At 56.7% G+C, this 12,123-nt stretch carries 11 protein-coding genes; 4 read left to right on the top strand and 7 right to left on the bottom strand.

Annotated elements, in window-relative coordinates; all coding sequences use genetic code 11:
• Positions 1-77: 77 nt before the first annotated feature.
• On the bottom strand, positions 78-704 hold the full coding sequence (locus tag PMI18_RS21775; RefSeq protein ID WP_007897622.1) for an RloB family protein: 627 nt from the start codon (positions 702-704) through the stop codon (positions 78-80).
• A gap of 3 nt (positions 705-707) precedes the next feature.
• The gene (locus PMI18_RS21780; RefSeq protein ID WP_007897621.1) at positions 708-1,961 is read right to left on the bottom strand and encodes an AAA family ATPase; all 1,254 of its coding nucleotides are present in this window, start codon (positions 1,959-1,961) and stop codon (positions 708-710) included.
• A 438-nt stretch (positions 1,962-2,399) separates the two neighbouring features.
• Here PMI18_RS21780 and PMI18_RS21785 point away from each other — a divergent pair, with 438 nt between their 5' ends.
• Positions 2,400-2,897, top strand: coding sequence for a BRO-N domain-containing protein (locus PMI18_RS21785; protein ID WP_007897620.1), 498 nt, complete (start codon positions 2,400-2,402; stop codon positions 2,895-2,897).
• Between the two features lie 85 nt (positions 2,898-2,982).
• Here the strand turns inward: PMI18_RS21785 and PMI18_RS21790 are convergent, their stop codons facing one another.
• Positions 2,983-3,168 carry a hypothetical protein gene (locus tag PMI18_RS21790; RefSeq protein WP_007897619.1) on the bottom strand — a complete coding sequence of 62 codons (186 nt, stop codon included), beginning with the start codon at positions 3,166-3,168 and terminating at the stop codon, positions 2,983-2,985.
• Positions 3,169-3,579: 411 nt separating this feature from the next.
• On the opposite strand from PMI18_RS21790, the gene PMI18_RS21795 reads away from it, so the two are divergent.
• Positions 3,580-5,205, top strand: coding sequence for a glucan biosynthesis protein D (locus PMI18_RS21795; RefSeq protein ID WP_007897617.1), 1,626 nt, complete (start codon positions 3,580-3,582; stop codon positions 5,203-5,205).
• Between the two features lie 190 nt (positions 5,206-5,395).
• Here PMI18_RS21795 and PMI18_RS21800 read toward each other — a convergent pair whose 3' ends face one another.
• The 3 genes from PMI18_RS21800 to PMI18_RS21810 form a co-directional block, all read right to left on the bottom strand.
• Positions 5,396-6,502, bottom strand: a complete 1,107-nt coding sequence (locus PMI18_RS21800; RefSeq protein ID WP_007897616.1) for an NADH:flavin oxidoreductase/NADH oxidase — start codon at positions 6,500-6,502, stop codon at positions 5,396-5,398.
• A gap of 268 nt (positions 6,503-6,770) precedes the next feature.
• A complete protein-coding gene (gene recJ / locus PMI18_RS21805) occupies positions 6,771-8,480 on the bottom strand; it encodes a single-stranded-DNA-specific exonuclease RecJ (RefSeq protein ID WP_007897615.1) in 1,710 nt (569 codons plus the stop codon).
• Between the two features lie 66 nt (positions 8,481-8,546).
• On the bottom strand, positions 8,547-9,089 hold the full coding sequence (locus PMI18_RS21810; RefSeq protein WP_007897614.1) for a YaeQ family protein: 543 nt from the start codon (positions 9,087-9,089) through the stop codon (positions 8,547-8,549).
• Between the two features lie 147 nt (positions 9,090-9,236).
• On the opposite strand from PMI18_RS21810, the gene PMI18_RS21815 reads away from it, so the two are divergent.
• Entirely contained in the window at positions 9,237-10,436 is a 1,200-nt protein-coding gene (locus PMI18_RS21815) for a CaiB/BaiF CoA transferase family protein (protein ID WP_007897613.1), read from the top strand.
• Entirely contained in the window at positions 10,417-11,343 is a 927-nt protein-coding gene (locus tag PMI18_RS21820; protein ID WP_007897607.1) for a TIGR02285 family protein, read from the top strand. The genes PMI18_RS21815 and PMI18_RS21820 overlap by 20 nt, the downstream gene beginning before the upstream one ends.
• 170 nt (positions 11,344-11,513) lie before the next feature.
• Here PMI18_RS21820 and PMI18_RS21825 read toward each other — a convergent pair whose 3' ends face one another.
• Complete coding sequence (locus tag PMI18_RS21825) at positions 11,514-11,801, bottom strand: DUF3509 domain-containing protein (RefSeq protein WP_007897606.1); 288 nt, start codon at positions 11,799-11,801, stop codon at positions 11,514-11,516.
• Between the last annotated feature and the right edge of the window lie 322 nt (positions 11,802-12,123).

Below are 12,123 nucleotides of genomic sequence, written 5' to 3'. Positions count from 1 at the left end.
CCACACCAAAAGCCAAACAAATTGAACCGATATAACACCATCAATGCTGACCACATCTCTTGGCAGGGTTGATGGTGCTAGATCGGCTGAGGCTTGGAGAGGGTTTCGAATTCATCCATCAGCAGATGGATTTCGGTACTGGGATTGGGTTCGCCGCTGATGGCGACGTCTTCGAGAATCTTGGGTGCCAAAGCTCTGGCTTTCTGAAAAGGCTCACCCAATAGCTGAGCAAAATAGCTGATGCCTTTGCCCTTCTGGTACTTATCCATGTTCGGTTTTTCTCTGAGGCTCTTGGCTACCAAGTCGCCCGGAGAGTTTTTCCCAACAGCTCTAAATGGCTTTCGATTAAAACCGAAGTGCAAAAGAAGCCAAAACTCAAAACAGGGAAACGATGCTATGACTTTGATTTTCGGATGAGGTCTCGCCAGATCTATCGCTCTCTCAAAACATTGGTGCGTATCGCGATCCAATGCACAAAACACTTTGTCGAAACGCTTCTGACGGGCAATGGCTCTTTCTACAATTCCGCTCGGGTGCGTGACGCCGCAGTGGGCAATTTCTACCTGAGCTTTGGCGCGAAAATGAAACGCAGCCTCCTCCAGATACCGTTTTCCTGACTTGCTATCTTCACAGAGAACCAGCACTTGGGGCTGAGGCTTGAATCTTGATTTCTTCCGATCAAATGATTTTATTGAGTGCACCATTAGTCACCCCCGCCTAATCAGAGGCAAACCGCGGTAACGGCCTTCAAAGTAGCGTTTCTCAACATCCTCCCCCTCTCGCCCTTCAAAATCGTGAACGGAAAAAACACTGGTTGCTCCATTGGCATCGCGCTCAGTGATCCAGAACTGATCACGCCGCAGAATTTTTTCATTCATTAGATGAGTATCGTGTGTCGTAAAGATCAGCTGAGTATCCAATCCGCTATCGAGATGTTTCCCGATCAGATCAGCAACTATTTCAGGATGGAGGCTGCTGTCCAACTCATCGACAGACAGTATCCCGCTTCCATCTGCGCGATTGATCATGAACCAGGGCAACCAAAAGCCAATCAGGTTTTTTGTGCCTCCGGACTCCTCTGAAAAATCAAACTCTGCTGTTCCCAAAAGACTTGTATGTGTCAGGGTCACTTTGTCTTTTTGCGCCGTTGCGAAGAATTCTTTAAGCGTGAGCTTCTTCTTGGTCGGAACAGCATCTGCATCCTCAGTATTGAGTTGAATAGCAGACACCGGAATATCCACTGCCCTTAAGAACTCCTTTAAATCGACTGTGTAGTCCGAGGCCACCTGCAAAAATCTGATTGAGGCGGCAGACAGCCCCATCATATTGTTCTGCTCAATGACAAGAAGACCGGTTTGAAACCAGGTAAACGGCGCTCGCAACTGAGTCAGCTCTTCGCTGCTATTCGCAACGGCCTGTGAAATAAACAACACCTTTGGGCTCGTCAGGCGCCGCCAGGCATTGTGGACATCTTTCCCCCCCTCAAGACTTGAACCAAAAACATACTGCTCTCCCTCATCACCAAAACGACGTTCATACAGCAGTGTTTCTTTCCCTTTGGGATAGGAGACCAGTTGTTCCTTGATTATCCGTTGCGAAGTAATGCACAGGACAAACCGATATCGGAGCCCTTTTTGAATGAAGTTGTATTCAAAAAAACTGGGTTCGTCCTTGAGCTGCGGGTCAAAACGAAACGGTGAAACCGGCAGCGGATCATCATTTGAGGAGGGGGTCGTTGCAAGCAGGCGTCCCATGATCCCCATCGCCTGGATAAGAGAAGATTTACCGGACGCGTTAGGCCCGTAAATCGCCGCAACCTTCAACAAGTCCGGTAGTTTTTCACCACTCACGGAAGGTTTGATTACATTGCGCTTTTTACTCAGGCGTGGAGTCGCCACCATGGACAGGGTTTGCGCCTCACGGAAGGAGCGATAATTGGAAACCGAAAATTCGATCAACATGTAGAAATCCTGCACTTAACTCCGGAAAGCAGAATAAATATAGGAAAAACCATTCATTTGGCGCTGTCTCTCTGCACCTCGTGCAAAAACAGGAAATTCCTACAGATGGAACCTTCAAGTAAAGGCAACGATTCCTACAACAAGCGTCGCCAGAGTAGACTTGGCGCCGCGAGCGCCTGAACGATAGGCTTTACCTCGTCGCTGCCAAATCAGCGACCCGGGGTCGAAGCCGGAACATCATCAACATGGCGCATCCGCGCCCCCATATGAACTGGGGCAATTTTTGCCTTTCAGCTTCGCTTTATGGTGGGCCGTGTGGCGCGGGCCTCTCGGCTTACATGTTGATCGAGAATGTTCCGACTTCGAACGCCGCGCGGTCCGCCACCCCAATCTGTCGAAGGATTAGTGGCGGCTTCCTTTTCAACATGGAGTCGAAAAATGCTTGAGCACACGCTAAATCCCTCTGAAATCCATCCTCATTACACTCCTACTGTCTTCACCCGTCACAATCGCTTCCTCCACGCTTTTATGCAGGACAACCAAGCCTGGTTCTGTGTCCAAGACCTTGGTCGCTTAATGGGTCGACCGCTGGACCAACGACTCACCCTGAAGCTCGATCCTGATCAACGCCAATATGTGTGGCTGCTGAAGAACGGTAAAACGACCGAATCACTGATGGTCAGCGAATCAGGGATGTATGCCCTGCTCGTTCATCATTTCGTCCCGGAAAACCGAAACCTGCGCCAGTGGCTGAGCAATGAGGTCATGCCAATGCTGCGTGATTCGAACGCAGCATCGGTGGGAAACATCCCGAGCCTGAGTTCGTTGCAGTGGGCTGGGATCTCTGTGCCGCTGCTGCATTGGCAGCATCAGGCCTGGATCAAATGGCGGGACATGCCTGATCTGATGCAGGCACAGCGGCCATTCACGATTTGATTTGTAGTCGTTGAACTGATGCACAAAGGGACGGACTTTTACAGTCCGCCCCTCTGGTTTTCCAACATCCCTCGATCTCCTACCGTTAAAACCGCGAAACACTCCTCATCGCATCCACCAGATACCGCATCGCAATCCGGTCGCTCTCCGACAGTTCGCGATACCGCTCCACCAACTTCAACTCCTCCGAACTGAGCCGACGCCTTCGCCGACCGGTGGTCAAGCAGGGAAAGAGTCCTAACATTTCAGTGATGCCTTGTACTTTCGACATGGACGATGTCCTTCTATACGTCAGAGAAAACTGCAAAACCGCATCGCCCTATCCATTTCAGCGGCCGTCTTGTACGCGCTGAACCCACCGGCCTGAAGGGCCGAAACCGGTCATGCCCATAGAATAGAAATAAAATCGGCGCTGAAAAGCGGTTTTTAGAGTAATTAGTCGAAAAAAGCAGATATGCCCTATAAATCAGAAAGTGCCGTGAGAAACGTTACCTGACATTTCTTGTTTCATTGCCGCGCTGTCGCGGTGCCATCAATCATTTTTGCTCTGCAACTGAACGGTTTAAGCTTATTGGCATCTGCTCTAAAGTCCGTTGCGTTTGGCCAAGGCATGTCCGAACCGTTATTTCTGATCCAGCACGTGCCAGGAACGGCGCGGGATTGTTCACGACAGGTTGTACTTATGCACCGCAGGAATTTGCTCAAAGCCTCCATGGCCATCGCGGCTTACACTGGTCTTTCGGCCACCGGTCTATTGACCGCACACGCCTGGGCTGGCAGCAGCGCGGCTGATGGCGACGCTGTGGCGTTCGACTTCGAAGCGCTGAAGAGCCAGGCCAAACAGCTCGCCGGCAAGCCTTATCAGGACACCAAACAGGTGCTGCCGCCGACGCTGGCGACCATGACACCGCAGAACTTCAACGCGATCCGCTACGACGGCAATCACTCGCTGTGGAAGGACTTGAAAGGTCAGCTGGACGTGCAGTTTTTCCACGTCGGCATGGGTTTCAAGCAACCGGTGCGCATGTACAGCGTCGATCCCAAGACTCGACTGGCGCGCGAGGTGCATTTCCGCCCGTCGCTGTTCAACTATGAAAAAACCACCGTCGACACTAAACAGCTCAAAGGCGATCTGGGCTTCTCCGGGTTCAAGCTGTTCAAGGCCCCGGAGCTGGATAAGCACGACGTGTTGTCGTTCCTCGGCGCCAGCTATTTCCGTGCGGTAGATGCCACCGGCCAGTACGGTTTGTCAGCCCGCGGCCTGGCGATCGATACGTACGCCAAGAAGCGCGAAGAGTTTCCGGACTTCACCAAGTTCTGGTTCGAGACACCAGACAAGGACAGCACCCGTTTCGTGGTTTATGCCCTGCTCGATTCGCCGAGCGCCACTGGCGCCTACCGTTTTGACATCGATTGCCAGGCCGAGCGTGTGGTGATGGAGGTCGACGCCCACGTCAATGCCCGCACCGCCATCGAGCAATTGGGCATCGCACCGATGACCAGCATGTTCAGCTGCGGCACTCACGAACGGCGCATGTGCGACACCATTCACCCGCAAATCCACGATTCCGATCGCCTGGCGATGTGGCGCGGCAACGGCGAATGGATCTGCCGCCCGCTGAACAACCCGGCCACCCTGCAATTCAATGCCTTCGCCGACACCGATCCTAAAGGTTTCGGCCTGGTGCAGACCGATCACGAGTTCGCCAATTATCAAGACACCGTCGACTGGTACAGCAAGCGCCCGAGTCTGTGGGTAGAACCTACAACCGCGTGGGGCGAAGGCTCTATCGATTTGCTGGAAATTCCTACAACCGGCGAAACCCTGGATAACATCGTTGCATTCTGGACGCCGAAAAAACCGGTCGCGGCCGGGGACTCCCTCAACTATGGCTACAAGCTCTACTGGAGTGCCCTGCCGCCGGTGAGTACGCCTCTGGCACGGGTCAACGCGACCCGTTCGGGCATGGGCGGTTTCATTGAAGGCTGGGCGCCGGGCGAGCATTACCCAGAGGTCTGGGCACGACGCTTTGCCGTGGATTTCACCGGTGGTGGTCTGGACCGCTTGCCCGAAGGCGCGGGGATCGAGCCGGTGGTGACCTGCTCGAATGGGCAAGTGAAGGACTTCAACGTGTTGGTGCTCGATGACATCAAGGGCTACCGCATTACCTTCGACTGGTACCCGACCAATGACAGCGTGGCTCCGGTGGAACTGCGGTTGTTCATTCGCACCAATGACCGGACGTTGAGTGAAACCTGGTTGTACCAGTATTTCCCGCCTGCACCTGATAAGCGTAAGTACACCTGAGGGTAAGAGGTTGTCTGGGCGGTCCCCTTCGCGGGCAAGCCTCGCTCCTACGGGATCGGTGATGAACGCTCCGCCTTGTAGGAGCGAGGCTTGCCCGCGAAGACGGCCTGACAGACAACAAATATCTCAGCACAGAAACGCAAAAAAGCCCCGGTCAACACGACCGGGGCTTTTTGGTTTACAGCCCCCTTCAGTCACGCAAATCCGATTCATGAATCGGCTGGTCACGATGGGTCGCCCGATGATATTGCGCCGGCCAGACAGCCTTGTGCCCGCCCAGATCATCATCGGCATGCAGCGCCCAATACGGATCACGCAACAGTTCCCGGGCGAGAAAGATGATGTCGGCCTGACAGGTACGCAGAATGTGCTCGGCCTGGGCCGGTTCGGTGATCATTCCTACGGTGCCAGTGGCAATGCCTGACTCCTTGCGTACGCGCTCGGCGAAACGGGTCTGATAACCGGGGCCTGTAGGAATCTCGGCGTTCACCGCCGTCCCGCCCGATGAGACATCGATCAGGTCCACGCCCAGATCTTTGAGGTGTCGCGCCAGCTCCACGGTTTCATCGGGGTTCCAGCCATCTTCCACCCAATCGGTGGCCGACACTCGCACAAACACCGGTAACTCTTCAGGCCACACGGCACGCACCGCTTCGGTGACTTGCAGCACCAGCCGAATCCGATTCTCGAACGAACCGCCGTACTGATCGCGTCGCTGATTGCTCAGGGGCGAAAGAAATTGGTGCAACAGGTAACCGTGGGCGGCATGTACTTCGACCACTTTGAAACCGGCGGTCAGCGCCCGTTTGGCTGAATCGACGAAGGCCTGGATTACCTCAGCGATCTCGCCCTCATCGAGTTGCTTGGGTGGTGTGTGCTGAGGGTCGAAAGCGATCGGCGAAGGGCCGACCGGGGTCCAGCCGCCGTCCTCCGGCTTGACGCTGCCATGCTTGCCGAGCCACGGCCGATGCGTACTGGCCTTGCGCCCGGCGTGCGCCAACTGAATGCCGGCAACGGCGCCCTGGGCGGCGATGAAGCGCGTAATACGTTGCAAGGGTTCGATCTGTTGATCATTCCAGAGGCCGAGGTCCTGGGCGGTAATGCGCCCATCAGCGGTGACCGCCGTGGCTTCGGTGAATACCAGACCAGCGCCGCCGATAGCACGGCTGCCCAGGTGGACCAGATGCCAGTCATTGGCTAGCCCATCGACGCTGGAGTATTGGCACATCGGTGACACCGCGATGCGGTTAAGCAGGGTCAATTGACGAAGGGTATAGGGTTCAAGCAGCAGACTCATGGGGCACCTCTCGAATCAGTGGGCAGGCTCCAGGGTTCTGTTTGAATAGTCGACGAGTGACAGGAAAAAAGGTGCAGCACCCGCCCCCGCGGGCAAAAAATTCGACAAGACGTCACAAGGATAATCAAGCAGTGCTTAGAGACTAGTCGACATCGGGGGATGAGGGAGGGTTTAGAGAGATTCGGTGTGAGGGAAATTGCTTTCGCGGGCAAGCCTCGCTCCTACAGATTTCGGTGATCTGTAGGAGCGAGGCTTGCCCGCGAAGGCCTTAACGCGGTTCGATGTGAGCAATCATCAACTGAACGGTCTCGTTCCCACGGAACTCATTGAGGTCGAGTTTGTAGGCCAATTCCACCCACTTGATGGTCGGATTCGGCCAGATATCACGGTCGATACCGAAGGCGATTCCATCAAGCTTCACCGAACCGCATTCACTCTTCAGCACCACTTTGAGGTGTCGTTCACCGACGACGCGCTGCTCAACCAGTTGAAACACCCCATGAAACAGCGGCTCCGGGAAGTGTTGCCCCCACGGCCCGGCGTGACGCAGGGCGCGGGCCAGTTCCAGGTGAAACTCTTCGACCGCCAAGGTGCCGTCAGACAGCAGACGCCCGGTCAGGTCTTCTTCGCGCATTTGCCGACGCACTTCAGCGTCAAAGGCCTCGGCAAATAACGGAAAATTCGCTTCCGGCAACGTCAGGCCTGCCGCCATGGCGTGGCCGCCGTATTTGCTGATCAGGTTCGGATGTTGCGCCGCGACCACGCTCAAGGCGTCGCGAATATGAAAGCCCTGCACCGAACGCCCCGAGCCCTTGAGCAGGCCATCGCCGGCATCGGCAAAGGCAATGGTCGGACGGAAATAGCGCTCTTTCATACGCGAGGCGAGGATTCCGATGACGCCCTGGTGCCACTCGGGATCGAACAGGCACAGGCCGAACGGCATCGACTCCACCGGCAGATCCTTGAGCTGGGCCAGCGCCTCACGCTGCATGCCCTGCTCGATGGATTTGCGGTCCTGGTTCATGCCGTCGAGCTGAGCGGCCATTTCACGGGCAGCACTCGCGTCTTCGGTGAGCAGGCATTCGATGCCCAGGCTCATGTCGTCCAGTCGCCCTGCCGCGTTCAGACGCGGGCCGAGGATGAACCCCAAGTCGGTGGAGGTAATGCGCGAATGGTCACGCTTGGCCACTTCCAGGATCGCCTTGAGCCCCGGCCGCGCACGCCCGGCGCGAATCCGCTCGAGGCCCTGATGCACCAGAATCCGGTTGTTGGCATCCAGCGGTACCACGTCGGCGACGCTGCCCAGCGCCACCAGGTCCAGTAACTCGCCAATGTTCGGTTGCGGCTTGCTCTCGTACCAACCCAGGCTGCGCAAGCGCGCGCGCAGGGCCATCAGTACATAGAAGATCACCCCGACACCGGCCAAGGCTTTGCTCGGGAACTCGCAACCCGGCTGATTCGGATTGACGATGGCATCGGCCAAGGGCAGTTCATCGCCGGGCAAGTGGTGATCGGTGACCAGTACCTTGAGCCCGGACTTTTTCGCCGCCGCCACGCCTTCGACGCTGGAGATGCCGTTGTCCACGGTGATCAGCAGGTGCGGCTCGCGGGTCAGCGCCACTTCGACGATCTCCGGCGTCAGGCCGTAGCCGTACTCGAACCGGTTCGGCACCAGATAGTCGACATGCGCCGCGCCCAACAGGCGTAACCCCAACATGCCCACGGTGCTGGCCGTCGCACCATCGGCGTCGAAATCGCCGACGATCAGAATCCGCTGACGTTGCTCCAGGGCCGTCACCAGCAAATCCACCGCCGCATCGATGCCTTTGAGTTGCTGGTACGGAATCAGCCGCGCCAGGCTCTTGTCCAGTTCAGCCTCGGACTGCACGCCCCGCGCTGCGTAAAGGCGAGTCAGCAGCGGTGGAATATCGCCAAGGAATGGCAGGGTGTCGGGCAACAGGCGAGGTTCGATGCGCATGGGGTGACAGGTGCTTCTCTTGAATACGTAGGATAAAACCGGGTAACGCGGTTCAACGGCGAATAATCAACCGCGTTCACCGCTCAGCCACTGCAACTGGACTTCGTGCTGACCACGGTCGTCGGTGACGAAAATCGTTCCTTCGCTGATCATCACATCCCACTTGATAACGCGTGGCATGTCCTTGGCCAGGGTTTCCAGCACTTCCTGGGGCACAGCGGCGATGTGAACGTTTTTCAGGTTTTTGATCGCCGGGATCACTTTGGTTTCCCAGACACGCAGACTCCCGTAAGCCAGCAGGCTGGTGCGCTCGGTACGGCGCGAGCACCAGGTCAGGCGATCGGCGTCTGGCTGACCGACTTCGATCCAGTGCAGGACACGATCATCCAGGCTCTTTTCCCACAGCGCTGGCTCATCCACGTCTGACAGACCGCGACCGAAGGACAGCTGTTCGTTGTACCAGAAGGCGTAGGCCAGCAGCCGCACGGTCATGCGCTCTTCGGTTTCCGAAGGGTGACGGGCGATGGTCTGCTTCACGCTCTCGTAGACACTGCGGTCGAGGTCGGTGAGGTTCAGTTCAAACTTGTAGGTCGTGGACGGCTGGGCCATGAACGGGCTTCTTGATACGAGGAAAGGCGGCAAGTCTAACCGATGCAACAGGCAATCCACGAATTGAAGGCGATCAACTTTGGGCGATGGACGTCGGCCTATGTTAAAACTCTGCATCCGCTCAGCCTTTGTCCTACAGGATTCAGCATGCCGTTTTCCAACAAACCGCTCTCCGGTCTGAAAGTCATCGAATTGGGTACGTTGATTGCCGGGCCGTTTGCCTCGCGTATTTGCGGCGAGTTCGGCGCCGAAGTGATCAAGATCGAGTCCCCGGACGGCGGCGACCCGTTGCGCAAATGGCGCAAGTTGTATGAAGGCACTTCGCTGTGGTGGTTCGTTCAGGCGCGTAACAAAAAGTCTTTGACCCTGAACCTGAAACACCCGGATGGCCTGGCGATTCTGAAACAGCTGCTCAGCGAAGCGGACATCCTGATCGAGAACTTTCGCCCCGGCGTGCTGGAGAAACTCGGCCTGGGTTGGGAAGTCTTGCATGCACTGAACCCGAAACTGGTGATGGTGCGGCTTTCGGGCTTTGGCCAGACCGGGCCGATGAAAGATCAGCCGGGCTTCGGTGCGGTCGGTGAGTCGATGGGCGGCCTGCGCTACATCACCGGGTTCGAGGACCGGCCGCCGGTGCGCACCGGTATTTCCATCGGTGATTCGATTGCCGCGCTCTGGGGCGTTATCGGTGCACTGATGGCCTTGCGTCATCGCGAGGTCAATGGCGGTTTGGGACAAGTGGTGGATGTGGCGTTGTACGAAGCGATCTTCGCCATGATGGAAAGCATGGTTCCAGAGTTCGATGTGTTCGGCTTCATCCGCGAACGCACCGGCAACATCATGCCGGGCATCACGCCCTCCTCCATTCACACCAGCGCCGATGGCAAACACGTGCAGATCGGCGCCAACGGCGATGCGATCTTCAAGCGTTTCATGCTGATCATCGGTCGCGAAGACCTGGCCAACGACCCTGTGCTGGCCAGCAACGACGGACGCGATAGCCGTCGCGACGAAATTTACGGGGTGATTGATCGCTGGGTCAACTCACTGCCACTGGACGCGGTGATCGAGCAACTGAATCAGGCCGACGTTCCCGCCAGCCGGATCTTCAGTGCCGAAGACATGTTCAGTGATCCGCAGTACCTGGCCCGGGAAATGTTCCTGCAAGCCAAGCTGCCCGACGGCAAGGACTTCAAGATGCCCGGCATTGTGCCAAAACTCTCTGAGACGCCCGGCAGCTCCGAATGGGTCGGGCCGCAGCTGGGTGAGCACAATGCGCAGGTCCTCCACGACCTTGGCTACGACCCGGCACAGATCGCACGGCTACGTGAAGACGGGGCCATCTAAGCTGAAGCGCCTGCTTTCATCCGCAATCGATTACGCCGGCATCGGGCGTGTGCTGGCGGTGCTCGGGCTGTTGGCGGGGCTGATATCTCCGGCCCTGGCGCAACCTAAAGAACATTTGCTCTGGCTGCTGCGCGATCTGCCGCCCGTGACGATCTTCGAAGGCCCGAAAAAAGGCCAGGGGGTTATCGATCAACTGATGCCGCTGTTGATCGCCGGTATGCCGCAGTACGAACACACTCTGATGCGGGTCAATCGCGCCCGCGGCATGCAAATGCTCCATGAAGAATCCTTTACCTGCGATCCCTCGCTGATCTGGAGCAAGGAGCGCGAACAATGGATCGCCTTTTCCATTCCAGCCTTCCGGGCCGTCAGCAATGGGCTGGTGATTCGACGTGAAGATCGGTCGGTGCTGGAGCCCTTTCTCTTTGGTGATGAAGTCGATCTGGCAGCACTGTTGGCCAGCGGTCGAGAGAAAGTCGGTGTGGTCGCCGAGCGCCGTTACGGTCAGTTCCTCGACACGCTGCTGCAACAGGCGCCGCCCGGCGCGCTGATGCCCCACTACGGCAACAACGCCCTCGGCAGTCTGTTGCAGATGCAGCGCCTGGGTCGTTTGCAGGTGGTCTTGGGTTACTGGCCGGAAATCCGCTATCAGGCTCGTCAGGAAAATATTACCGATGAGCAGTTGGAATTCTATTCGGTCAAAGGCACGGGCAAATACTTGTCCGGGTACATCGGTTGCTCGAATACGCCCCAGGGGCGACAGGCAATCAGTGAAATCAATCAGCTATTGCGCGCCCTGCCCCGCGAGCGCCTGGACCCGCTGTACGCCGACTGGCTCGATCCGCAAAGACGCAAGGACTACCTGGAAGAAACCAAAGCCTTTTTCGAGCGTCAGGCCGCGCAGTGACAAATCGCAGACAAAAAGAAACCCCGAGAAGTGGGGAGACGACTCGGGGTTAAACGTGGCCTACATAAAGACCAGTAACAACAAGCTACAAGCACCGGAGCACAATGCTTGATCCTGCTGTTACATGGTCTGACTGACCTTGGCGCAGGAAGGTTCCCACAAAAAACAATTCAATTTCGGCTGGCCAGGATCTTGTCCTGAGCAGCATTGCGCAACGCCGCGATGACACAGGGCTCCAGGCGTCCTTCAGCGATCAGCACGTCACGGTGCAGCCCGTCGACGACATCCGTCAGCAGACGTTTATCGGTTAACTGGGCCTGATTGAACGTCCGTTCGACCACCGTAGCGCCGCTCGCACTTTTCAGTGTCACCAGGCATTCGCCATGGGCACCCGATGGGGTCAACGTGACCTGATACGGGCTTAGAGCCTCACCGAGCAATAGACTGATACTTTCCATCTCGATCACCACTCAATAGTCCGAAAACAAAGTGCCTGGGGTGTGTCCACAGTAAATGACCACAGGCCCGAGAAGAAAGTTCTGGATTCCAACGACAGGCGCACCGGCGCCTCTGGTAGATAGAGCATGCACGGTAAAGATGACAGTAAAAAAACAGATTATTCATGCCACTCAGTTAAGAAAGGATGCCAAGTGCAAAACCTGTGGCGAGGGGGCTTGCCCCCGTTCGGCTGCGAAGCAGTCGCAAATTCGGTGCATGCGGTGTGCTTGGCAGAATGAGGTTGCAGGTTTTAGGACTGCTTCGCAGTCCAACGGGGGCAAG

Origin of the sequence: Pseudomonas sp. GM102, assembly GCF_000282555.1 — a bacterium.
In the GTDB taxonomy this organism is placed as follows: Bacteria; Pseudomonadota; Gammaproteobacteria; order Pseudomonadales; family Pseudomonadaceae; genus Aquipseudomonas.
The sequence above is the reverse complement of the archived record's forward strand: the minus strand, read 5'-3'. Positions and strand labels throughout refer to the sequence as shown.

Bases quoted from the DNA above. Each gene is read 5' to 3' on its own strand.
- PMI18_RS21775 (WP_007897622.1), bottom strand. From the start codon at position 704: ATGGTGCACTCAATAAAATCATTTGATCGGAAGAAATCAAGATTCAAG.
- PMI18_RS21780 (WP_007897621.1), bottom strand. From the start codon at position 1,961: ATGTTGATCGAATTTTCGGTTTCCAATTATCGCTCCTTCCGTGAGGCG.
- PMI18_RS21785 (WP_007897620.1), top strand. From the start codon at position 2,400: ATGCTTGAGCACACGCTAAATCCCTCTGAAATCCATCCTCATTACACT.
- PMI18_RS21790 (WP_007897619.1), bottom strand. From the start codon at position 3,168: ATGTCGAAAGTACAAGGCATCACTGAAATGTTAGGACTCTTTCCCTGC.
- PMI18_RS21795 (WP_007897617.1), top strand. From the start codon at position 3,580: ATGCACCGCAGGAATTTGCTCAAAGCCTCCATGGCCATCGCGGCTTAC.
- PMI18_RS21800 (WP_007897616.1), bottom strand. From the start codon at position 6,502: ATGAGTCTGCTGCTTGAACCCTATACCCTTCGTCAATTGACCCTGCTT.
- recJ (WP_007897615.1), bottom strand. From the start codon at position 8,480: ATGCGCATCGAACCTCGCCTGTTGCCCGACACCCTGCCATTCCTTGGC.
- PMI18_RS21810 (WP_007897614.1), bottom strand. From the start codon at position 9,089: ATGGCCCAGCCGTCCACGACCTACAAGTTTGAACTGAACCTCACCGAC.
- PMI18_RS21815 (WP_007897613.1), top strand. From the start codon at position 9,237: ATGCCGTTTTCCAACAAACCGCTCTCCGGTCTGAAAGTCATCGAATTG.
- PMI18_RS21825 (WP_007897606.1), bottom strand. From the start codon at position 11,801: ATGGAAAGTATCAGTCTATTGCTCGGTGAGGCTCTAAGCCCGTATCAG.